Below are 21294 nucleotides of genomic sequence, written 5' to 3'. Positions count from 1 at the left end.
CTGTTTTACCCTGTACCTCAGGACGCTTCGCGATAGGGGTTGCGCGGGTCATGCAGCCAGTCGAGGAACGGCTTGCCGGTGTCCTGGTGGACCATCTCGATGCAGTCCTGCACCGGGCAGGTGATCTGGCACAGGTTGCAGCCCACGCATTCGGCGTCGATCACTTCATAGCGGTGGCTGCCGTCGGCCTGCTTGAGGTTGGCGATGGCCTGGTGCGAGGTGTCTTCACAGGCGATGTGGCAACGGCCACAGTTGATGCACGCCTGCTGATCGATTTTGGCCACCACCTGGTAGTTGATGTCCAGGTACTTCCAGTCGGTGGTGTGGCCCACAGCGAGGCCCTGAAATTCCTTGAGGCTGCGGTAGCCCTGGCTGTCCATCCAGCGCGAGAGGCCGTCCTTCATGTCCTCGACGATGCGAAAGCCATGCAGCATCGCCGCTGTACACACCTGCACCGCGCCGCAGCCCAGGGCGACGAACTCGGCAGCGTCACGCCAGCTGCCGATGCCGCCGATGCCGCTGATCGGCAGGCCCTGGGTGGCCGGGTCGCGAGCGATTTCGGCGACCATGTTCAGGGCGATCGGTTTGACCGCCGAACCGCAGTAGCCACCGTGGGTACTCATGTCGCCAACGATCGGCAGGGCGACCATGCGTTCGAGGTCGACGCTGGTGATCGAGTTGATGGTGTTGATCAGCGACACCGCGTCGGCGCCACCGCGATGGGCGGCGCGGGCCGACTGGCGGATGTCGGTGATGTTCGGGGTCAGCTTGACGATTACCGGTAGCGAGCAGTGGCTCTTGCACCAGCGGGTGACCTGCTCGACGTACTCCGGCACCTGGCCGACCGCCGCGCCCATGCCGCGTTCGGGCATGCCATGAGGGCAGCCGAAGTTCAGCTCGATCCCGTCGGCGCCGGTGGCTTCGACCAGCGGCAGGATGGCTTTCCACGATTCCTCGACGCACGGCACCATCAGCGACACGATCAGCGCGCGGTCGGGCCAGTCCTTCTTCACCTGGGTGATTTCGCGCAGGTTGATCGCAAGCGAGCGGTCGGTAATCAGCTCGATGTTGTTGATGCCCATGACCTCGCGGTTGACCCCGTAGTGCGCCGAGTAGCGCGACGAGACATTGACCGCGGCGGGGTCTTCGCCCAGGGTTTTCCAGACCACGCCCCCCCAGCCGGCCTGAAAGGCGCGGACCACGTTGTAGGCTTTGTCGGTGGGCGGTGCGGAAGCCAGCCAGAACGGGTTGGGCGCCTTGATGCCAGCGAATTCGATCGACAGGTCAGCCATCATGCAGCCTCCACATTGAGCGTCAGGTGCGCATGCATAGCCTCGGCGGCCAGCTTGCCGTGCTGCACGGCCTGGACGGTGAGGTCCTGGCCGAGCTGGGTGCAGTCGCCGCCGGCATACACGCCGGGCAGGCTGGTGCGCAGTTGTTCGTCGACACGAATGCGCTCGCCGTCGCGGGCCAGCTGCTGGCCGCTGCTGTCATTCAAGGCGCTGTTATCGAATGCCTGGCCGATGGCCTTGAAAATGGCATCGGCGGCCAGTTCGAAGGTTTCTCCTGTGGCTTGCAGGCGCCCGTCAACCATGTTCGTGCGGGCAAAGCGCATACCGCGCACTCGGCCCTGATCATCGAGCAGTACTTCCTCGGGCTGGGCCCAGGTCAGCAGGCGCACCTGGTTTTCCTTGGCGATGTGTTGCTCGTGCTCGGTGGCGCCCATGTCCTCGACACCGCGGCGGTATACCAGGTTGACATCGCGGGCGCCGAGGCGGGCCATCTGCACGGCCATGTCGATGGCGGTGTTGCCGGCGCCGAGGACGATGCAGCGCTCGGCGAGCGGCAGGCCGGTGAGGTCGTCAGCCTGGCGCAGTTCGCGGATGTACTCGGTGGCCGCAAGCATGCCCGGCGCGGTCTCGTTGGCCAGGCCCAGCTGGCGCACGGCATTGAGACCCAGACCAAGGAACACCGCGTCGAATTGCTGTTGCAGTTCGGCCAGGCTGAGGTTGTCGCCCAGCACCTGGCCGTGGCGGATTTCGATGCCGCCGATCTGCAGGACGAAGTCCACTTCACGCTGGGCGAAGTCGTCCACCAGCTTGTACTTGGCGATCCCGTACTCATTGAGGCCGCCGGCTTTTTCCCGGGCTTCGAAGATCACCACCTCATGGCCGTGCCAGGCTAGCCGGTGGGCGCAGGACAACCCCGCGGGGCCTGCGCCAACCACGGCAATGCGCTTGCCGGTGCTGGCGGCGCGTTGGAACGGGTGCTGGGCAAACTCGGCATGGTCTACGGCATAGCGCTGCAACAGGCCGATCAGCACCGGCGCGCATTCCTGGTGATGGTTGCGCACGCAGGCCTGCTGGCAGAGGATCTCGGTGGGGCAGACCCGCGCGCAACTGCCGCCCAGAATGTTGGCCGAGAGGATTTTCTGCGCCGCACCCTGGACGTTCTCCTGGTGGATATTGCGGATGAACGAGGGAATGTCGATCTCGCTGGGGCAGGCGTTGACGCACGGGGCATCAAAACAGTACAGGCAGCGTGAGGCTTCCAGGGCAGCCTGGCGCGCGTTCAGCGGCGGGGCCAGGTCGCTGAAGTGCTCGGCGAGGGTGGCGTTGCTTTGCGACGGTCGGGGGAGGTGGTTGAGGGCATCGATCACGGTGGTTTCCTCTTTTTTTATTTTTTTGGGGAAGGCTTTGCCTTCCATCGCTGGCAAGCCAGCTCCCACAGTTAAGATATGTACCGGACCTTGTGGGAGCTGGCTTGCCAGCGATGCTCTTTCAGCGCTTCACGGCGGTCGGCCGCAAATGCTCGGCGCGCTTGCTCAGCAGATCGAACACAGCCGGATACGCCGGCCGCTCGATATAACGCCCGGCACCGCGCTCGGCGCGCAAGTCACCGTTGGCCCAGACCAGCTTGCCCTGGCTGATGGTGTGGCTGGGGATGCCGCGCACGGTCTTGCCTTCGAAGATGTTGAAGTCCACCTGCTGATGGTGCGTGGCCGCCGAAATGGTCCGCGTGCCGTGCGGGTCCCAGAGCACCAGGTCGGCATCGGCGCCCACGCGCAGGGCGCCCTTGCGCGGGAACAGGTTGAAGATCTTCGCGGTATTGGTCGAGGTCAGGGCGACGAAGTCCTGCATCGACAATTTGCCGGTATTGACGCCTTCGTCCCACAGCACTGCCATGCGGTCCTCGATCCCGGCGGTGCCGTTGGGGATGCGGCTGAAGTCGTCACGCCCGGCGGCCTTCTGTTCGGCGCAGAAGCAGCAATGGTCGGTGGCGGTAGTGTGCAGGTTGCCCGATTGCAGGCCACCCCACAGCGCTTCCTGGTGGCCTTCCTTGCGCGGGCGGAAGGGCGGGCTCATCACATAACCTGCAGCGGTCTGCCAGTCCGGATGGCGATAGACGTCCTCGTCCAGCAGCAGGTGCCCGGCCAGGACCTCGCCGTAGACTTTTTGCCCTTGCTGCCGGGCATAGGTGATCTCGTCCAGCGCCTGTTTGGTCGACACATGCACCAGGTACACCGGGGTACCCAGGGTTTCGGCAATCCGGATCGCCCGGCTGGCCGCTTCACCCTCCACCTGCGAGGGCCGCGACAGCGGGTGCGCCTCCGGGCCGGTGATGCCCTGGGCCAGCAACTTGCGCTGCAGGTGATAGACCAGCTCGCCGTTCTCGGCATGCACGGTGGGGATTGCGCCCAGTTCCAGGCAGCGTTCGAAGCTGGCCACCAAGGTATCGTCGGCGGCCATGATCGCGTTCTTGTAGGCCATGAAGTGCTTGAAGCTGTTCACCCCATGCTGGCTGACCAGCTCGCCCATCTCTTCGCGCACCTGTTCGCTCCACCAGGTCACGGCGACGTGAAAGCCATAGTCGCTGGCTGATTTTTCGGCCCAGCCACGCCACTGGTGAAAAGCTTCGAGCAAGGACTGCTGGGGGTTGGGGATCACGAAGTCGATGATCGAGGTGGTGCCGCCGGCAAGGCCTGCGGCGGTGCCGCTGTAGAAGTCCTCGCTGGCCACGGTGCCCATGAAGGGCAACTGCATGTGGGTGTGCGGGTCGATGCCGCCAGGCATCAGGTACTGACCGCTGCCGTCGATCACTTCACAACCGGGCGGGACCTCCAGGTCATTGCCGATGGCCTTGATCACGCCGTCGGCACACAACAGATCGGCACGGTAGCTTTCTTCATGGGTAATCAGGGTGGCGCCACGAATCATAAGCGTCATCAGATGCTCCTCGCAGGCTTGACCGGTTGTTACCGGTTCTAGGTTTTGTACTGTTTTCAGCGTAGGTGAAAACCTGTCATAGCTGTCAGGAACTGAATCTAGTCGGCGATTTTCGATAGGGCAAATATTTAATTTATATGCTTATTCGAATATTAAATAACTGATTTAAAAGGATTTTATTGTTTTTACCGTGCTGAAAGAAAACGACCAGTGGTCCTGTCGTTCTTGACAGCTTGTGGAAATGGTCAAGATTTCTCATGGGTAACCGTGATTGCCCCAATGCCCGTGCAATGCAACCAACTCCCAAAAACACAACAACAGTGGAGCGGCCATGCAGCAGACCAGATCGCAGGTGAGCGAACGCGACGGCTTGTATGAACTCGACGCCGGCAGCGACGTTCTCGACAGCCCCCGGTACAACCACGACATCGCTCCGACCAAAGTGCATGAGCGCACCTGGAACAAATGGCACATCACCGCGCTGTGGGTCGGCATGTCGATCTGCGTGCCGACCTATACCCTGGGTGGCGTACTCACCGCCTATTTCGGCCTGACCGTGGGCGAGGCGCTGCTGGCGATCCTGCTGGCCAACACCGTGGTGTTGATCCCGCTGACCCTGAACGCCTTTCCCGGTACCAAGTACGGCATCCCTTTCCCGGTGCTGCTGCGCTCGTCATTCGGCATCATCGGCTCCAACGTGCCATGCCTGATCCGCGCGTTGGTGGCGTGTGGCTGGTTCGGTATCCAGACCATGTTCGGCGGCCTGGCCATTCACCTGTTTCTCGGCTCGCTGTCGGCGGACTGGAAAGCCCTGGGCGGCACCGGCGAGGTGATCGGCTTCATGCTGTTCTGGTGCCTCAACCTGTGGGTGGTGCTGCGTGGCGCCGAGTCGATCAAGTGGCTGGAAACCCTGTCGGCGCCGCTACTGGTGCTGGTCGGTGCTGGGCTACTGGTGTGGGCCTTGCCCAACGTCTCGATCAGCGAGCTGATGGCCCAGCCGCCCAAGCGCCCCGAAGGGGCCAGTGTGTACGGCTACTTTTTTGCCGGGCTGACCGCCATGGTCGGCTTCTGGGCCACCTTGTCGCTGAACATTCCCGACTTCAGCCGCTACGCGAAAAGCCAGAAGGACCAGATCCTCGGGCAGATCTTCGGCCTGCCGCTAACCATGTTCCTGTTCGCCGCCCTCGGTGTGGTACTGACCGCAGCCTCTGCCTCGCTGGTAGGCCAGACGGTGTCCGACCCGGTCAGCCTGATCGGGCATATCCAGAGCCCGGTGTGGGTAGCGCTGGCCATGGCGCTGATCATCATCGCCACGCTGTCGACCAACACGGCGGCAAACATAGTCTCGCCGACCAACGACTTCCAGAACCTGGCGCCGAAATGGATCGGCCGCACCACGGCAGTGCTGCTCACCGGTCTGGTGGGCTTGCTGCTGATGGGGCATGAGCTGTTGAAAAAGCTCGGCTGGATCGTCAGCGAGGTGAGCTTGGAGAGCGTTTATTCCAACTGGCTGCTGGGCTACTCCAGCCTGCTCGGGCCGATTGCCGGGTTCATGGTGGTGGACTATTTCATCACCCGCAAACAGACCCTGGACCTGGCCGGCCTGTACCGCGACGACGTCTACCCGGCCTGGAACGCCGCCGGCTTCATCGCCTTCGGTGTGCCGGTGCTACTGACCTTGCTGTCGCTGCACAGCACCGCCTTCAGCTGGTTCTACGACTTTGGCTGGTTCACCGGCTCCGCTCTGGGCGGGCTGATCTACTACGGCCTTGGCAGCCTCAGGGCGGCCCGCGCGGCCAACCTCAAACCTACCGTGTAACCGCCATGGCCCGCAGAGGCCAGGCCCGTGATGCAGGAGAGAAACATGCAAACAGCTCAGGACGTTCTGCAATCGACCCAGCGGCATATCAACGGCGAACGCTTGTGGCAGTCGCTGATGGACCTGGCCAGACTCGGCGCCACGGTCAAGGGCGGCGTCTGCCGGTTGGCCCTGACCGACCTGGATCGCCAGGCCCGCGATCTGTTCGTCAAATGGAGCGAAGACGCCGGCTGTACGGTGACGATTGATGGCGTCGGTAATATCTTCGCCCGCCGCCCGGGGCGCAACCCGCAACTGCCACCGGTGATGACCGGCAGCCATATCGACACCCAGCCCACCGGCGGCAAGTTCGACGGCTGCTTTGGCGTGCTGGCCGGCCTTGAAGTGCTGCGCACCCTCAATGACCTCAAGGTCGAAACTGAAGCGCCGCTGGAAGTGGTGGTGTGGACCAACGAGGAAGGCTCGCGCTTTGCCCCGTGCATGATGGGTTCGGGGGTGTTTGCCGAGAAATTCACGCTGGCCGAAACCCTGGCCAAGACCGATGCCGAGGGCATCACGGTCGGCGAGGCGCTCAATGCCATTGGCTATGCCGGGCCACGGGCGGTCAGTGGCCATCCGGTGGGCGCGTATTTCGAGGCGCATATCGAGCAGGGGCCGATCCTTGAAGACCAGCACAAGACCATCGGCGTGGTGTTGGGGGCATTGGGCCAGAAGTGGTTCGACCTGACCCTGCGCGGCGTCGAGGCGCACGCCGGGCCCACGCCAATGCACCTGCGCAAGGATGCCCTGGTCGGCGCCAGTGCCGTGGTGGCGGCGGTTAATCGCGTGGCCCTGGAGCATCAACCCCATGCCTGTGGCACGGTCGGTTGCCTGCAGGCTTATCCGGGGTCGCGCAACGTGATCCCGGGCGAGGTGCGCATGACCCTGGATTTTCGTCACCTGGAGCCGGCGCGGCTGGACTCGATGATTGCCCAGGTCAAGGATGTGATCAGCAGTACGTGCCAGCAGCATGGGCTGACCCACAGCCTGACGCCGACAGCGGATTTCCCGCCGTTGTACTTCGACCAAGGTTGCGTGGAGGCGGTGCGTAGCGCGGCCGAGGGCCTGGGGCTGTCGCACATGGATATCGTCAGTGGCGCCGGGCATGATGCGATCTTTGTCGCAGAACTGGGGCCTGCCGGGATGATCTTTGTGCCTTGTGAAGGCGGCATCAGCCACAACGAGATCGAGAATGCCGCACCGCAAGACCTGGCCGATGGCTGCGCGGTGCTGTTGCGCTCGATGCTGGCGGCGGCGCAGGTGGTAGCGCGGGGCAGGGAAGCGGCTTAAGGCCCTGTGCCTATCGCGGGGCCTGGAGGGTTTTTTTGTCGATGGCTTGCAGAGCGTATAAACTGCTCCCCACTTTGGCCGGTCGCTACCTGACCGGCACCTGAAACAAGAGAGTCGAGATGGGCGCACAGTGGAAAGCCAAGCATAGAGAAACCGCAGCCAACGCCAAAGGCAAGATCATGGGCAAGCTGTCCAAAGAGATCCAGATCGCGGCCAAGGCCGGTGCCGACCCGGACATGAACCCACGCCTGCGCCTGGCCGTCGAACAGGCCAAGAAGGCCTCGATGACCCGCGAGACCCTGGAGCGGGCGATCCGCAAGGGTGCGGGCCTGGACGGCGATGCGGTGCAGTACACCGCTGTGACCTATGAAGGCTTCGCTCCACATCAAGTGCCGCTGATCGTCGAGTGCCTGACCGACAACGTCAACCGCACCGTGGCGCAGATCCGCGTGCTGTTTCGCAAGGGCCAGATGGGTGCCTCGGGCTCGGTGGCCTGGGACTTCAACCATGTCGGCCTGATCGAAGCCACGCCGAACGATGGTGCTGACCCGGAAATGGCCGCCATCGAAGCCGGCGCCCAGGATTTTGCCGAAGGCGAAGAAGAGGGCGCGACCCTGTTCATCACCGACACCACCGATCTGGATGCCGTGCAGAAAGCCCTGCCGGAACAAGGTTTCACCGTGGTTTCGGCGAAAATCGGCTACACCCCGAAAAACCCGGTCAGTGGCCTGACCGAGGAGCAGATGGCAGAGGTTGAAGCCTTCCTGGGAGCGATCGACGATAACGATGACGTGCAGAATGTCTATGTAGGTCTGGCGGGTTGAGGTAAGCCTTTCGGGCCTCATCGCGGGGCAAGCCCGCTCCCACTGTGGGAGCGGCGGTGCGACGCCTCGACTTGCCCCGCGATTCAGACGCCGCGAAGTTGCTGACAAACCTCGGAAAATTCCGGCCGGCGAAGCACCTCAGGCTGCACACACGCCTGCTGCACCACGCGCAAAGCCTCGCAATCCTCCTCGCAACACGCCAGCAATTCCCCCAGCAACACCCCGAACGCCAGCACCTCGATTCGCTGCAACGCGGCGGCTGCCACGCTGCCGTCGAGCGGATGGAACGACGCCGCGCCAAAATCCCCCAGCAAGCAACCGCCCGCGTCATCACACAAGACATTGTGCGCATACAGGTCGCCATGGGTGATGCCATGCCCGTGCAGGTGCGCACTGACCGAGGCAAGGCCACCGGCCAGGCGCCGTACGCAGGCCAGGCTCAAGCGCCGTTGCGGCGGGTAGCAGTCGCGGGGGCACGAGTCCAGGCTCGGCGGTCCGGCGAGGTTGAACCAGCTTGGCTCGATCAACTGCATCACCAGCGCCGGTAATTGCTCTGGGTGGTTGTCGATGCGCCCGGCCAGGCGCACCAGTTGCGGATGATCGCCCGCCGCAATGCAGGCGCTCATTTCGTTGAGCGGCAAGCCGTCGCTGGTGATCTCGCCCTTGTACAACTTGACCGCCACCGGCGCGCTCTGCTGTTGCCAGCGGGCCTGGTGGATGACCCCGGACGCGCCCTGGCCCAACACCTGTTCAAGCGTGATGTGCTGCCAGTCAACGACCTGGCAATGGCCTGGATCTGCCGGCGTGCACAAACCCGCTGCCATGGGGTTGCCGGCATATGCCAGCCAGGCCAGGCGCGGCATCTGTAGCAGCCACTGGGGCAGGGCTGGCAAGCGGTTGGCGGACAGGCGCAGCAGCTCGAGCTGGGTGCAGCGTGCAAGGGCCGCTGGCAGTTCGCTCAAGCGGTTACCGGCCAACATCAGCTTTTGCAGCTCGCTGCAGTTACCCAGGGCCTCGGGCAAGGTGTCGATGCGGTTATCGGTCAGCACCAGGGCGCGCAAGCGCGGCGGCAGTGCGGCGCCGCTGACCTGCTCGATCTGGTTGCTCTTGAAGCCGACCATTTCCAGCATCGGGCACTGGCCGATGCTTTCGGGTAAATGGCGAAAGCGGTTTTGCGAGCAGAACAGCACTTTGAGCTTGTGCAGGCGGCCCAGGTCTTCGGGCAAGTCGCTCAGGCGGTTACCGGTCAGGTTGAGCACTTGCAGGCTGTCGGCCAGGTCGAAAATTTCCTGCGGGAACTGCTCCAGCCCGCAGGCCAGGTCGAGGCGGGAAATGCCCGCCAGGCGGCCGGCTTTGAGATCTTCAAGGGTATGCATGGGCGTGGCGACAGGCTCGAAATTGGACGGCGCCCATCATACCGGCAAGATGCGACTTAAGTCCCATGGCAGACTGGCCGCTGCGGTCCATACTCGAAGCTCGCCCTTTATTAATAACAACAAGTTCAGGGTTTCCAGTCGATGACCTATCAGCACAGCTATGCCCGCTCCATTGCCGATCCCGCCAGTTTCTGGGCCGAACAGGCTGACCACCTGGCCTGGTACCGCAAGCCCCGGCAAACCCTTATTGAAAATGCCGATGGCAGCCACCAGTGGTTTGCCGATGGCCAGCTCAACAGTTGCTACCTGGCCCTCGATCATCAGATCGAGCAAGGCCGTGGCGAGCAGACTGCGCTGATCTACGACTCGCCGGTGACCGGTTGCCAGCAACAGTACACCTACGCGCAGTTGCGCGATGAGGTGGCGCGCCTGGCCGGACTGTTGCGCGAGCTTGGCGTAGAGAAGGGCGACGGGGTGATCATCTACATGCCCATGGTGCCCCAAGCGGCCATGGCTATGCTCGCCTGCGCACGGATCGGCGCAGTGCACTCGGTGGTATTCGGCGGCTTTGCCGCCAACGAGCTGGCCCTGCGCATCGACGACGCCCGGCCCACGCTGCTGCTCACCGCCTCGTGCGGGCTGGAGTTCGACCGGGTCATCGAATACAAGCCGCTGGTCGATCGCGCCTTGCAACTGGCCAGGCATCAGCCACGCCAGGTGTTGGTGCTGCAGCGCCCGCAAGCCCAGGCTGAGCTGGTCGAAGGCCGCGACCTGGACTGGCTCGCTGCCGTGGCCGGGGCCCGCCCGGTGGCGCCGGTGGCGCTGGATGCGGCCGACCCGCTGTACATCATGTATACCTCCGGCACCACCGGAAAACCCAAGGGCATCGTCCGTGAAAACGGCGGCAACGCCGTGGCCCTGGGTTTTGCCATGCGCCATATTTATGGCATGCAGGCCGGTGATGTGTGGTGGGGGATTTCCGATGTCGGCTGGGTGGTCGGCCATTCGCTGATCGTCTACGGGCCGCTGATGAACGGCTGCACTACGGTGTTTTACGAGGGCAAGCCGATTCGCACGCCGGACGCCGGTGCCTACTGGCGGGTGGTCGAGCAGTACCGGGTCAACGGCCTGTTCTGCGCGCCCACCGCCATGCGCGCGATCCGCAAGGAGGATCCCGACGGCGAGCTGCTGCGCCGCTATGACCTGAGCTCCCTGCGCCAATTGTTCCTGGCCGGTGAGAAGCTTGATTCCAGTACCCATCAGTGGCTGGAGGCAGCCAGCGGCAAGGCCGTGCACGATCATTGGTGGCAGACCGAGACCGGCTGGCCGGTGACGGCGCCGTGCATGGGCCTTGAGGGCAGTGCTGCGCGACCGGGCTCAAGTAACCGGGCGGTGCCGGGGTATCACGTGCAGGTGCTGGACGACGATGGCCACTTGCTCGGCGCCAACCAGCAAGGCTCGATCGTCATTGCCTTGCCATTGCCCCCGGGCTGCAGCCAGACCTTGTGGGGCGATCACCCGCGTTATCTGGACGCTTATCTCAAGACCTACCCCGGTTACTACCATACCGGCGATGGCGGGTACCTGGACGAGGACGGTTTTGTCTACATCATGGGCCGCACCGATGACGTCATCAACGTCTCGGGGCATCGCCTGTCCACCGGGGAGATGGAAGACCTGGTGGCCCGCCACCCGGCGGTGGCCGAATGTGCGGTGATTGGTGTGCACGATGACATCAAGGGCCAGGTGCCGTTGGCGCTGGTGGTGCTCAAGGATGGCCAGGACATTGCTCAGGCGCAGTTGCAGAGCGAACTGGTGGCCAGTGTGCGCGAGCAGATCGGCGCGTTGGCTTGCTTCAATCAGGTGCGGGTGGTCAAGCGCCTGCCCAAGACCCGTTCGGGCAAGATCTTGCGCGCGGTGTTGCGCAAGATTGCCGATCAGCAGCCTTTTACCGCGCCCTCGACCCTGGATGATCCGGCGGTGCTGGTGGAGATCGAGGCGGTGCTGGCGAGCCTGGCGCGGGTTGGATAAGGCGCCCGTCAGTCCTCCAGGTCTTCCTCGCTCATCCACTCCAGCGCATCGGCCAGCGCCACCTCGGCGAGCCACTGGCCGAAGCTGCGGGTCACCTGTGCATGGCTCAGGCGTTCGCGCAGCTCCAGCTTGTCGGCAAACGACAGGTGCACGGTGATCACCTTGTCCTCGATCACCCCATCGCGCACCACGAAGAAGGCGAAGTCTTCCCGGTCCTGGCGGCGGGCGAACAGGTACACCTGGAAGTCTGCCCCGGTCTCCTTGGCGAAGGCGCGGGTGGCAAAGGCGTTCTTACCAAGGTCCGGCGCCTGTTGCAGCGACGCTTTAGTGTCGCAGAAGTACCAGGGCTCCCAGTCGGTCAGGCCCTTGTGAATGAACCAGCGGTAGGCAAGCGGGTAGGGCATGGGGTCAGTCCGTCAGTGAGTGCAGGCGCGTCGATACTCGCCGGGCGTTACGCCATAGGCTTGCTTGAATTGGCGGTTCAGATGGCTCTGGTCAGCGAAGCCCAGGGCGAAAGCGACGTTGAACGGCAGGCAATCGTTCTTCAACAGCTCGCGGGCGCGGCTCAAGCGCCGTTGCTTGAGCCAGGCATGCGGCGGCAGGCCGGTGGCCTGGCGGAACACCCGGGCAAAGTGAAACGGTGAAAGGTTGACCGCAGTGGCCAGTTCCTCCAATGACGGCGGGTACGCCAGGCGGCTGTCCATCAGCTCCTTGGCACGGGTCACGGCGCCGGGTTCATTACCCGGCGCTCGCGCCTCGCCGCTACGGGCGTGGCGCTGCACCAGCAACAACACCGCTTCGCGCCAGGCGGTCTGCTGCTCCAGGGCGCTGGCACCCTGTTCGGCCGAGCAGTGCAGCCAACTGAACGCCTTGGCCAGCTGTGGGTCGTGCAGCACGCTGGCGTCGAAGCGCGGCAGGCCGTCGCGCTTGAGCTCCAGCTCGTCGAGCACGCCAGTGATGCGCTCGCAGTCGGGGTAGAAACCGCGATAGCGCCAACCGTCTTCGCTGGCCTTGGCGCCGGTGTGCAGCTCATCGGGGTTGATCAGCACCATGCTGCCCACCGGTGCCAGGTGTTCGCTGCCTCGGTGCCAGAAACGCTGGGCGCCGGACTCGATGATGGTGATCACGTAGCCTTCATGCACATGGGGGGCAAAGCGCTGCTGAAAATAACGCGCATGCAGCATTTCGGTGTCACCGAGCGCCGATGCTTGCCAGAAGCGTGTCTGTTCCTTGTGTGCAGGGTTCATGGGCTGCCGTTCAACCACCAACGAAAGACAAAGAAGAAAGCCATGCTCAGCAGCATGCTGATCAACACACTGCGGGTCAACAGGACCAGCGCCACGGCCACAATCGATCCGCTCAGGTAAGGGTTGCTCAGGCTCAGGTCGAGCTGGTGCCCGGGCAGGAAGACGATTGGCCCGCAGATCGCGGTGAGCATGCCGGGCACGGCGAAGCCGAGGAACTGCCGCGCATTGGAGCTCAGGCGCAAGGGCAGGCGCGGCTCCAGAAATGCATAGCGATTGAGGAACACCAGCAGGCCCATGCCGATAATCAGGGCGAAGATCATGAGCGTGCTCCACTGAATTTCTGGCAGATGAAACCGGCGCTCATGCCCAGCAGGCCGGCGGCGACCAGGCCGATGTCCCAGTGCCAGACGCTGAACAGCACCGAGCAGAACAGCGACACCGCCACGCACACCACCGTGGACAGGTTGCGCACCAGCGGTGCGATCAGGGCGACGAAGGTGGCGACGATGGAGAAGTCCAGGCCCAATTGGTCCAGGTGCGGGATGTTCTGGCCAAGGATGATCCCCGCCAGGGTGAACAGGTTCCAGGCAATGTAGAAGGTCAGGCCCACCCCCAGGGCGTACCAGCGGTTGAATTGCTGTTTGTCGTACTGGCTGGTGAGGGCAAAGAATTCGTCAGTGAGCAAAAAACCCAGGCCCAGCCGCCAGCGGGTCGGCAGGCCTGACAGCACCGGGCGCATCGACAAGCCGTAGAGCAAGTGCTGGGAGGTCAGCAAAAGGGTGGTCAGCAGGATCGAGAACAGGTTGGCGCCACCCTTGAGCATGCCGATCGCCACCAGTTGGGCGGCCCCGGCAAAGACAATGGTCGACAAGCCCTGGCCTTCCCAGGGGCTGAGGTTGGCTTCGATGGCCATGGAACCTGCAAGCAGGCCCCAGGGCGCGACCGCCAGGGACAACGGCAGAATGGCGATGGCGCCACGGGTAAAAGCCTGACGGGCAAACGGCGGACTGGACATGGACGGCGGCAACGACAAATGAACAAGGCAGCACAGCATGCCAGAGCCATGGGCTGCTGGCTTGAACGATCTTGCTGTCAGCGGCGGCGCCCAGGGTCAGTACTGATTGTTGGCCAAGTGCCGGTGCGCCGCGATGCAGCCATTGATCTCCACTGCTTTTTGCCAGTAGGCCTTGCTCAGCGCCGGGTCGGCACTGGCCAGCAGGCGGTAGACTTCGGCCTGATAATCGCGCTGGCGGCCCCACTGCATGGCCAGGCCTTGCGGTTGCTCGCGGTGGCACAACAGACGCACGGCCGGTTGCGGGTAGTAGGGGGCAAAGACGCTGGCCATGGCCGACACGCTTTCCAGGGCCGCGCGGTACTCGCTGCGGCTGTAGCTCGGGCACCAGTTTTCGATGCCCAGGGCTGGCGGGGCGAAGCCCTGCTTCATGCTGGCTTCGAGCAGCGGGCAGGCCGTGTCGGCGACCTGTGCGGCGGGCAGGTAGGTGATGTAGTAGAGCGCCAGGCGGTACTGGGCCACCGGGTGATGGCGGTCCGCGGCTTTCTTCAACAGGCTGACCGCCGGTGCCAACGTGCGGCCCAGGGCCTGGCCTTGTTGGGCGAGGTCCTGGTCGGTGGTGCTGGTCTTGAGGCTGAAGCTGGCGTTCTGGCTATCGGCCTGTTCTAGCAAGGTCAGGGCCTGGCGATACAGCAGGTCGGCATGTGGGTCGATCTGCACGCCGGCGGCCAGTGCCGAAGCAGGTAGCATGACAGCAAGCAGGCCATGCAAAAGGGGCGAGCGGATCAAGTAGGTGCCTCTGCAATTCGGGGCCGGGCGGGGATGCGTGTTGCCTGTGAGACGACTGCGCTGTTCAGGGTTCAATCCGACTGTCCATAGTGTGGCTGGCCTGGGATATGGCGCGTCATTCTAACCGCCCGGGCCCGCGCCCGGAAGCTTAGCCCGTCAGGGCAGCAGTTGCCCAAGGTTGTACGCCAGGCCCACGATGGCGATGGCCAACAGTACCACGGCGCTGATGGCGCTGATCAGGCGCCGGTTGATGCGCTCGGCCAGGCGCCCGATCGCCAGGATGTAAAGGCCCAGGATTCCCAGGTCGAGCACCAGCCAGACCAGCGCCAGCAGCATCAGACTGTGGCTGAAGTGCTCAGTGACCTGGATGAACTGCGGAAAGAAGGCGACAAAGAACAGAATGTCCTTGGGGTTCGCAAGGCCGATGGCAAAGCCTTGCCACAAGCCACCTTGACGAGGTGCCAGGGGCTCCGCCGCAGCGTCGGGCTGGCGCAGTTCGGCCAGGGCGCTCACACCCAGGTAGCCGATGAACAGGCAGCCGAACACGCTCAGGGCGCTGAGCAGCAGCGGGTTGAGGGCGGCGCTGCTGATGATCAGCAGTGCGGCCAGGGCAATCAGCACCAGCGACGCGCCGTTGGTGCCCAGGGCGGTCAGCAGCGCCTGTTTGCGCCCGGCGCGGGCGGTGGTGTTGACCACCAGTGCCACCACCGGGCCGGGGCTGGCAATCAGCAACAGGACGGTCAGGGCATAGGTGGCAAGCAGGGCACTGTTCATGGGCATGACTCGGCGTTTTTGTCAGGAGCGGCATTTTCGGCAGGCCCCGACAGGTTGTAAAACGCCTGTTACTGTGGCTTTCTATTAGTTTTACTCATGCTTTAGACGACCATGACCGAACGCATCCCCGCATTGCAGGCCCTGAGGGCGTTCGAGGTAGCCGCGCGCTATGGCTCGTTCACCCGCGCCGCTGAAGAACTGGCCCTGACCCAAGGCGCCATCAGCCATCACATCAAGACCCTCGAAGGCCTGTTCGACTGCGCACTGTTCGAACGGCGCGGGCCGAAAGTGGCGCTGACCGAGCCGGGCCGGTTGCTGGCCCAGGAGCTCAAGGTCGGCTTCAAAATCATCGAAAACGCCTGTGGCCTGCTCAAGCAGGACCGCCAGCAACTGCGTCTGAAAGCGCCCTCGACCCTGACCGTGCGCTGGTTGCTCAGGCAGTTGACGCTGTTCAAGCAAGGCGCAGAACACCGTCAGGTACAACTGAGCAGCGTGTGGATGGACATCGACACGGTGGACTTCTACAGCGAGCCCTACGACTGCGCGATTCTTCTCGCAGACGGCCATTTTGGCGCAGACATCGCCTGCCTCAAGCTGTTTGACGAATGGCTGGTGCCGGTGTGCCAACCCGGTTACCCGGCAGACCTGACCCGCTGCGAGCTGCTGCACCCCTCGCCGGATCGCCGTGACTGGCGGCGTTGGTTGAAGCGGACAGGAGGCGATGCGCCGAGCCTGGAACGCGGTCAGGTGTTCGACACTCTGGATCAGGGCATCTCGGCGGCCCAGCAAGGCCTGGGCGTGGCGGTAGTCGACCTGCTGCTGGCCAGCGGCGAGATCGACGCCGGGCGTCTGGTTACGCCCTTTCCCCAGGCAGTGGCTACCGGCGAGGGCTATTACCTGACCTGGCTCCAGGCCAGCCCCAAGGCGCGCCAGGTGCAGGCACTGGGTGAGTTCTTGCAGCAACATGTGCCGCAACTGCCCAGTCAAGGGCTGGACTATTTATATGACTAATGCTGCGGCAGCACCCGCGTGCTCATGAAGTCGATGAACACCCGCAGCCGTGGCGGCACCTGGCGGCCGGACGGCCACAGCAGGTAGAAGCTGCCGCGCCGCTCCATGTAGTCATCGAGTACCGTCACCAGCTCCCCGCGTTGCAGTTGCTGGCGCACGGTGAAATCCGGAATGCAGGTAATGCCGCGATCGCGCATGGCAAAGCAGATGCGTGTGTCGACGTGGTTGCAGACCATCGACACCGGGATCTGGTATTCACGCCCGGCCGGTTCCTGGCGCAACGGCCATTGTTCAAGCTTGCCGGTGCTGGGGAAGCGGTAATGCAGGCAGGTGTGCCGGGCCAACTGGTCGGGGTGAGTAGGGGTGCCATTGCTCGCCAGGTAGGTCGGTGAGGCCACCAGTACATGGTGGAAGTGGCCGAGAAAGCGCGCGCTCAGGCGTGAGTCGCTGGGCGTGCCGCCGCGCATCACCACATCGAATCCTTCGCCGATGATGTCGACCAAGCGGTCGTCGAAATCCAGGTCCAGCTCGATGGCTGGGTATTGCGCCATGAACTCGCTCAAGGCCGGCATTACCAGTGCGGTCACCTGCGGCAGGCTGATGCGCAGGCGCCCGCGGGGCAGCTCGCGGGCCTGGGAGAGTTCTAGCTCGGTGGCTTCGATCTCGGCGAGGATGCGTCGGCTGCGTTCCAGGAACAGGTTGCCCTCGGCGGTCAGGGTGATGCTGCGCGTGCTGCGGTGAAACAGGCGCACCCCCAGGCGGCTTTCCAGGCGCGCCACGCGCTTGCCAATGGCCGAAGCACTGACCCCCAACGACTGGGCGGCGCCGACGAAGCTGCCGGTTTCCGCCACCTGCACAAACACCACGAAACCACTGAGGCTATCCATCTGCATGCTCTGATTGCGGACATCAATGTCCGTTATGAGTGGAATTGTACCCGTCTTTTTCCGCAGTGACCGCAGGCTTAAGGTTCGCCCATCTTTCCTACAGGAGTTTCACCATGACCCAGATGAGTTGCGCGGCCGATGGGTCGACCGAGCTGGTACAGCCCCTGCCGGTCAGCGGCCTGCTGGCCCTGGCCATGACCGGGTTTATCGCCATCCTCAGCGAAACCCTGCCGGCCGGCCTGCTCGGGCAGATCTCCAGCGGCATGCAGATCAGCGAGGCCATGGCCGGGCAGATGGTCAGCGTCTATGCCCTGGGCTCACTGCTCACGGCCATTCCGCTGGTGACTATGACCCAGGGTTGGCGCCGGCGGCCGGTGTTGTTGCTGGCGATTGTCGGCTTCTTGCTGTTCAACACGGTGACGGCCTTGTCCAGTGCTTACTGGCTGACGTTGGTCGCCCGCTTCATGACCGGCGTTGCTGCGGGCCTGGCCTGGGGTGTGATCGCCGGGCATGCGCGACGCATGGTCAGCCCTGAGCAACAGGGGCGGGCCATGGCGCTGGCGATGATCGGCGCGCCGCTGGCCCTGTCGCTGGGGGTGCCGGCCGGCACCTGGTTGGGTGAGTTGCTGGGCTGGCGCATGACCTTTGCCCTGGTCTCGGCGGCGACCCTGCTGCTGGTGGCCTGGGTGTTGTGCAAGGTGCCTGACTTTGATGGCCACGCCCCGGGCCAGCGCCCGGGCATCGTCCATGTGCTGCGCACACCCGGGGTAATGTCGGTGCTGCTGGTGATCCTCACCTGGGTGCTGGCGCACAACGTGCTGTACACCTACATCGTGCCGTTCCTGGCCTCGGTGGGCTTGGCGGCAAGCACCGGCATGGTCCTGTTGACCTTCGGCATCGCCGCGTTGGTCGGCATCGGCGTGGTCGGTGCGTTGATCGACAGGCACCTGCGCACCATGGTGCTGCTGAGTTTGTTCGGCTTTGCCGTGGTGGCGCTGGTGCTCGGTTTTGTCAGCCAGTCGGCAGCGCTGGTGTATGCCAGTGTCGCGCTCTGGGGGCTGACCTATGGCGGTGCGCCGACCTTGCTGCAAACCGCCAGCGCCGACGCCGCCGGGGAGGGTGCGGATGTGGCGCAGTCGATGATCGTCACGGTATGGAACTCGGCGATTGCCGCCGGCGGCCTGCTCGGTGGCGTGCTGCTCAGCCAGTGGGGTGTGGGCAGTTTCCCCTGGGTGCTACTGGTGCTGATCGGCCTGGCCCTGCTGATTGCCGGCCGTGCCCAGGGTCACGGTTTCGCTCCGGGTGCGCGGGTGCTCAGCTAAGTTCGGCAGGCAGCTGCGCAGACGGGTAGAATCGGCGCATACAGGTGTTTTCGAGGTTGCAGCGGTGGAGTTACAGCAGGGCTTTGTCCTGACCCGGCATTGGCGCGACACCCCGGCGGGGACAGTGGTCGAGTTCTGGCTGGCCACCGATCAGGGCCCGCAGCGAGTGCGACTGGCGCCGCAAACCTCGGTGGCGTTCATCCCCGCCGAGCAGCGTGGGCAAGCCGAAAGCGTGTTGCGCGGCGAGCGCGAGGTCGAGTTGCGCGAACTGGCCCTGCGCGACTTCGAGCAACGGCCCGTGCTGGGCCTGTACTGCCGCCAGCACCGCCAGTTGATCCAGCTGGAAAAGCGCCTGCGCGCAAGCGGGGTACAAATCTACGAAGCCGATGTGCGCCCGTCCGAGCGCTACCTGATGGAGCGCTTCATCACCGCGCCGGTGAGTTTCAGCGGTACGTCCGATGCCAGCGGCGTGTTGATCGATGCCCAACTCAAGCCTGCCCCCGACTACCGCCCGACGCTCAGGCTGGTGTCGCTGGACATCGAAACCACCGAGCGTGGCGAGTTGTACTCCATTGCCCTTGAAGGCTGCGGCCAGCGCCAGGTGTACATGCTCGGGCCGGCCAATGGCGATGCCGAGGGCGTGGACTTCGACCTCGAATACTGCGACAGCCGCAGCCAACTGCTCGAACGCCTGAACGACTGGCTGGCCCAGCACGACCCCGACGCGATCATCGGCTGGAACCTGGTGCAGTTCGACTTGCGCGTGCTGCAGCATCACGCCACCCAGCTCAAGGTGCCGCTGTGCCTGGGGCGTGGCGGTGAGGCAATGGACTGGCGCGAGCACGGCAGCCGCACGCACTTCTTTGCCAGTGCTGCCGGGCGCCTGATCATCGACGGTATCGAAGGGCTGCGCTCGGCGACCTGGAGCTTTCCCTCGTTCAGCCTGGAGAACGTCGCCCAGACCCTGCTCGGCGAAGGCAAGGCCATCGATACGCCGTACCAGCGCATGGATGAAATCAACCGCATGTTCGCCGAGGACAAGCCGGCCCTGGCCCGCTACAACCTCAAGGACTGTGAGCTGGTCACGCGGATTTTCGCCAAGACCCAATTGCTGACCTTCCTGCTGGAGCGGGCGACGGTCACCGGCTTGCCGGTTGATCGCAGCGGCGGCTCGGTGGCGGCGTTTTGTCACCTGTACATGCCCTTGATGCACCGTCAGGGCTACGTGGCGCCGAACCAGGGCGAGCGTCCGGAGGAGGCCAGCCCTGGCGGCTTTGTCATGGATTCGCGGCCGGGGCTGTACGAGTCGGTGCTGGTGCTCGACTACAAGAGCCTGTATCCGTCGATTATCCGCACCTTCCTGATCGACCCGCTGGGGCTGATTGAAGGCTTGCGCGAGCCGGGCCTGGATAGCTCGGTGCCGGGCTTTCGCGGCGCGTACTTCTCGCGTACCCGGCACTGCCTGCCGGCCATTGTCGAACGGGTCTGGCAGGGCCGAGAGACGGCCAAGCGCGAACACAACGCGCCGCTGTCTCAGGCGCTGAAGATCATCATGAACGCCTTTTACGGCGTGCTCGGTTCCAGTGGCTGCCGCTTCTTCGACCCGCGCCTGGCATCATCGATCACCATGCGTGGCCACGAGATCATGCGCCGCACCCGCGAGCTGATCGAGGCCCGGGGGTACGCGGTGATCTACGGCGACACCGACTCCACCTTCGTCTGGCTCAAGGGCGCCCATGACGAAGCGGACGCGGCGCGTATCGGCCGTGAACTGGTGCAGCAGGTCAACCAGTGGTGGCGCGAGCATCTGCGCGACAGCTATGGCCTGGACAGCGCCCTGGAGCTGCAGTACGAGATCCACTACAAGCGCTTCTTGATGCCGACCATTCGCGGCGCCGAGGAGGGCAGCAAGAAGCGTTACGCCGGCCTGGTGCAGCGTGGCGAGGGCGTTGAGGAGATGATCTTCAAGGGCCTGGAAAGCGTGCGTACCGACTGGTCGCCACTGGCCCGGCAGTTCCAGCAGGAACTGTACGAGCGGATCTTCAAGCGCCAGCCGTACCAGCAGTACCTGCGCGAATACGTGCGCAAGACCCTGGCCGGTGAGCAGGATGAACTGCTGATCTACCGCAAGCGCCTGCGTCGGCCGCTGGCCGACTACCAGCGCAACGTGCCGCCGCATGTGCGTGCGGCGCGCCTGGCCGACGACTTCAATGACCGCCAGGGCCGGCCGCGGCAGTACCAGAATGGCGGCTGGATCAGCTACGTGATCACCCTGGCCGGGCCTGAGCCGTTGGAGACGCGGCATTCGGCGATCGACTACGACCACTACCTGACCCGGCAGTTGCAGCCGGTGGCGGATGCGATTCTGCCGTTCGTGGAAGATGACTTCACCGCGCTGATCGATCGGCAGATGGGGTTGTTCTAGCGAACCCTGTGGGAGATTCTATGGCCCAGGAAAGACCTCATTGTGGGAGTAACTGTCTTGCACAGCTTTTTAATAGCTGGCGAGATCCCTGTGGGAGCGGGCTTGCCCCGCGATAGCATTCTGTCAGCCGCATTGTATCGCGGGGCAAGCCCGCTTGTATGGTAAGACTTGAAGGGGTGGTGTGACTACACATCTGATGCTGACTGTTCACATGGAGTACAG

Annotated in this window: 18 protein-coding genes; 7 read left to right on the top strand and 11 right to left on the bottom strand. The window is 64.0% G+C overall.

The genetic code is table 11. From position 1 onward, the window contains the following. Positions 1 to 17: 17 nt before the first annotated feature. From preA to hydA, 3 genes are all read right to left on the bottom strand, one after another. Positions 18 to 1295 (bottom strand): NAD-dependent dihydropyrimidine dehydrogenase subunit PreA, encoded by a 1278-nt coding sequence (gene preA / locus M5G17_RS17415; protein ID WP_273894159.1) that lies wholly within the window; start codon positions 1293 to 1295, stop codon positions 18 to 20. After that, positions 1292 to 2659, bottom strand: a complete 1368-nt coding sequence (locus tag M5G17_RS17410; protein ID WP_273894158.1) for an NAD(P)-dependent oxidoreductase — start codon at positions 2657 to 2659, stop codon at positions 1292 to 1294. Before M5G17_RS17410 ends, preA begins: the two co-directional genes overlap by 4 nt. Before the next feature lie 121 nt (positions 2660 to 2780). Further along, positions 2781 to 4226 (bottom strand): dihydropyrimidinase, encoded by a 1446-nt coding sequence (hydA, locus tag M5G17_RS17405; RefSeq protein WP_273894157.1) that lies wholly within the window; start codon positions 4224 to 4226, stop codon positions 2781 to 2783. A 331-nt stretch (positions 4227 to 4557) separates the two neighbouring features. Between hydA and M5G17_RS17400 the strand changes: the two genes are divergently transcribed. From M5G17_RS17400 to M5G17_RS17390, 3 genes are all read left to right on the top strand, one after another. Continuing rightward, complete coding sequence (locus tag M5G17_RS17400; RefSeq protein ID WP_273894156.1) at positions 4558 to 6045, top strand: NCS1 family nucleobase:cation symporter-1; 1488 nt, start codon at positions 4558 to 4560, stop codon at positions 6043 to 6045. A 45-nt stretch (positions 6046 to 6090) separates the two neighbouring features. Beyond that, positions 6091 to 7374, top strand: coding sequence for a Zn-dependent hydrolase (locus tag M5G17_RS17395; protein WP_273894155.1), 1284 nt, complete (start codon positions 6091 to 6093; stop codon positions 7372 to 7374). A 119-nt stretch (positions 7375 to 7493) separates the two neighbouring features. Further along, positions 7494 to 8198 (top strand): YebC/PmpR family DNA-binding transcriptional regulator, encoded by a 705-nt coding sequence (locus M5G17_RS17390; protein WP_273894154.1) that lies wholly within the window; start codon positions 7494 to 7496, stop codon positions 8196 to 8198. 83 nt (positions 8199 to 8281) lie between these two features. Here M5G17_RS17390 and M5G17_RS17385 read toward each other — a convergent pair whose 3' ends face one another. Continuing rightward, positions 8282 to 9574, bottom strand: a complete 1293-nt coding sequence (locus M5G17_RS17385) for a leucine-rich repeat-containing protein kinase family protein (protein ID WP_273894153.1) — start codon at positions 9572 to 9574, stop codon at positions 8282 to 8284. A gap of 141 nt (positions 9575 to 9715) precedes the next feature. Here M5G17_RS17385 and M5G17_RS17380 point away from each other — a divergent pair, with 141 nt between their 5' ends. Beyond that, positions 9716 to 11605: a propionyl-CoA synthetase gene (locus M5G17_RS17380; protein WP_273894152.1), complete on the top strand. Its 1890-nt coding sequence runs from the start codon at positions 9716 to 9718 to the stop codon at positions 11603 to 11605. Between the two features lie 8 nt (positions 11606 to 11613). Here M5G17_RS17380 and M5G17_RS17375 read toward each other — a convergent pair whose 3' ends face one another. From M5G17_RS17375 to M5G17_RS17350, 6 genes are all read right to left on the bottom strand, one after another. After that, on the bottom strand, positions 11614 to 12009 hold the full coding sequence (locus M5G17_RS17375) for a hypothetical protein (protein WP_273894151.1): 396 nt from the start codon (positions 12007 to 12009) through the stop codon (positions 11614 to 11616). 12 nt (positions 12010 to 12021) lie between these two features. Then, entirely contained in the window at positions 12022 to 12852 is an 831-nt protein-coding gene (locus tag M5G17_RS17370; RefSeq protein WP_273894150.1) for an AraC family transcriptional regulator, read from the bottom strand. Beyond that, entirely contained in the window at positions 12849 to 13172 is a 324-nt protein-coding gene (locus tag M5G17_RS17365) for an AzlD domain-containing protein (RefSeq protein WP_130264269.1), read from the bottom strand. The genes M5G17_RS17370 and M5G17_RS17365 overlap by 4 nt, the downstream gene beginning before the upstream one ends. Then, positions 13169 to 13867, bottom strand: coding sequence for an AzlC family ABC transporter permease (locus M5G17_RS17360; protein ID WP_273894149.1), 699 nt, complete (start codon positions 13865 to 13867; stop codon positions 13169 to 13171). Before M5G17_RS17360 ends, M5G17_RS17365 begins: the two co-directional genes overlap by 4 nt. A 96-nt stretch (positions 13868 to 13963) precedes the next feature. After that, the gene (locus M5G17_RS17355) at positions 13964 to 14614 is read right to left on the bottom strand and encodes a sel1 repeat family protein (protein WP_273894148.1); all 651 of its coding nucleotides are present in this window, start codon (positions 14612 to 14614) and stop codon (positions 13964 to 13966) included. 195 nt (positions 14615 to 14809) lie between these two features. Further along, on the bottom strand, positions 14810 to 15427 hold the full coding sequence (locus M5G17_RS17350; RefSeq protein WP_273894147.1) for a LysE family translocator: 618 nt from the start codon (positions 15425 to 15427) through the stop codon (positions 14810 to 14812). 111 nt (positions 15428 to 15538) lie between these two features. Between M5G17_RS17350 and M5G17_RS17345 the strand changes: the two genes are divergently transcribed. Then, entirely contained in the window at positions 15539 to 16438 is a 900-nt protein-coding gene (locus M5G17_RS17345; protein ID WP_273894146.1) for a LysR substrate-binding domain-containing protein, read from the top strand. Here the strand turns inward: M5G17_RS17345 and M5G17_RS17340 are convergent. Continuing rightward, complete coding sequence (locus M5G17_RS17340; RefSeq protein ID WP_273894145.1) at positions 16435 to 17325, bottom strand: LysR family transcriptional regulator; 891 nt, start codon at positions 17323 to 17325, stop codon at positions 16435 to 16437. The genes M5G17_RS17345 and M5G17_RS17340 overlap by 4 nt on opposite strands. Before the next feature lie 113 nt (positions 17326 to 17438). Between M5G17_RS17340 and M5G17_RS17335 the strand changes: the two genes are divergently transcribed. Together M5G17_RS17335 and M5G17_RS17330 are read left to right on the top strand one after the other, a co-directional pair. Continuing rightward, a complete protein-coding gene (locus M5G17_RS17335) occupies positions 17439 to 18647 on the top strand; it encodes an MFS transporter (protein ID WP_273894144.1) in 1209 nt (402 codons plus the stop codon). Positions 18648 to 18711: 64 nt separating this feature from the next. Beyond that, the gene (locus tag M5G17_RS17330) at positions 18712 to 21072 is read left to right on the top strand and encodes a DNA polymerase II (RefSeq protein ID WP_273894143.1); all 2361 of its coding nucleotides are present in this window, start codon (positions 18712 to 18714) and stop codon (positions 21070 to 21072) included. The last annotated feature ends 222 nt before the right edge of the window (positions 21073 to 21294 follow it).

Source organism: Pseudomonas rubra, from assembly GCF_028656935.1.
GTDB classification, from domain to species: domain Bacteria; phylum Pseudomonadota; class Gammaproteobacteria; order Pseudomonadales; family Pseudomonadaceae; genus Aquipseudomonas; species Aquipseudomonas rubra.
This window is presented reverse-complemented; position numbering and strand designations above follow the sequence as displayed.

What these genes read in the sequence shown, in the direction of transcription:
- preA (WP_273894159.1), bottom strand. Translation starts at nt 1,295, where the DNA reads ATGATGGCTGACCTGTCGATCGAATTCGCTGGCATCAAGGCGCCCAAC.
- hydA (WP_273894157.1), bottom strand. Translation starts at nt 4,226, where the DNA reads ATGACGCTTATGATTCGTGGCGCCACCCTGATTACCCATGAAGAAAGC.
- M5G17_RS17400 (WP_273894156.1), top strand. Translation starts at nt 4,558, where the DNA reads ATGCAGCAGACCAGATCGCAGGTGAGCGAACGCGACGGCTTGTATGAA.
- M5G17_RS17395 (WP_273894155.1), top strand. Translation starts at nt 6,091, where the DNA reads ATGCAAACAGCTCAGGACGTTCTGCAATCGACCCAGCGGCATATCAAC.
- M5G17_RS17390 (WP_273894154.1), top strand. Translation starts at nt 7,494, where the DNA reads ATGGGCGCACAGTGGAAAGCCAAGCATAGAGAAACCGCAGCCAACGCC.
- M5G17_RS17385 (WP_273894153.1), bottom strand. Translation starts at nt 9,574, where the DNA reads ATGCATACCCTTGAAGATCTCAAAGCCGGCCGCCTGGCGGGCATTTCC.
- M5G17_RS17380 (WP_273894152.1), top strand. Translation starts at nt 9,716, where the DNA reads ATGACCTATCAGCACAGCTATGCCCGCTCCATTGCCGATCCCGCCAGT.
- M5G17_RS17375 (WP_273894151.1), bottom strand. Translation starts at nt 12,009, where the DNA reads ATGCCCTACCCGCTTGCCTACCGCTGGTTCATTCACAAGGGCCTGACC.
- M5G17_RS17370 (WP_273894150.1), bottom strand. Translation starts at nt 12,852, where the DNA reads ATGAACCCTGCACACAAGGAACAGACACGCTTCTGGCAAGCATCGGCG.
- M5G17_RS17365 (WP_130264269.1), bottom strand. Translation starts at nt 13,172, where the DNA reads ATGATCTTCGCCCTGATTATCGGCATGGGCCTGCTGGTGTTCCTCAAT.
- M5G17_RS17360 (WP_273894149.1), bottom strand. Translation starts at nt 13,867, where the DNA reads ATGTCCAGTCCGCCGTTTGCCCGTCAGGCTTTTACCCGTGGCGCCATC.
- M5G17_RS17355 (WP_273894148.1), bottom strand. Translation starts at nt 14,614, where the DNA reads ATGCTACCTGCTTCGGCACTGGCCGCCGGCGTGCAGATCGACCCACAT.
- M5G17_RS17350 (WP_273894147.1), bottom strand. Translation starts at nt 15,427, where the DNA reads ATGAACAGTGCCCTGCTTGCCACCTATGCCCTGACCGTCCTGTTGCTG.
- M5G17_RS17345 (WP_273894146.1), top strand. Translation starts at nt 15,539, where the DNA reads ATGACCGAACGCATCCCCGCATTGCAGGCCCTGAGGGCGTTCGAGGTA.
- M5G17_RS17340 (WP_273894145.1), bottom strand. Translation starts at nt 17,325, where the DNA reads ATGGATAGCCTCAGTGGTTTCGTGGTGTTTGTGCAGGTGGCGGAAACC.
- M5G17_RS17335 (WP_273894144.1), top strand. Translation starts at nt 17,439, where the DNA reads ATGACCCAGATGAGTTGCGCGGCCGATGGGTCGACCGAGCTGGTACAG.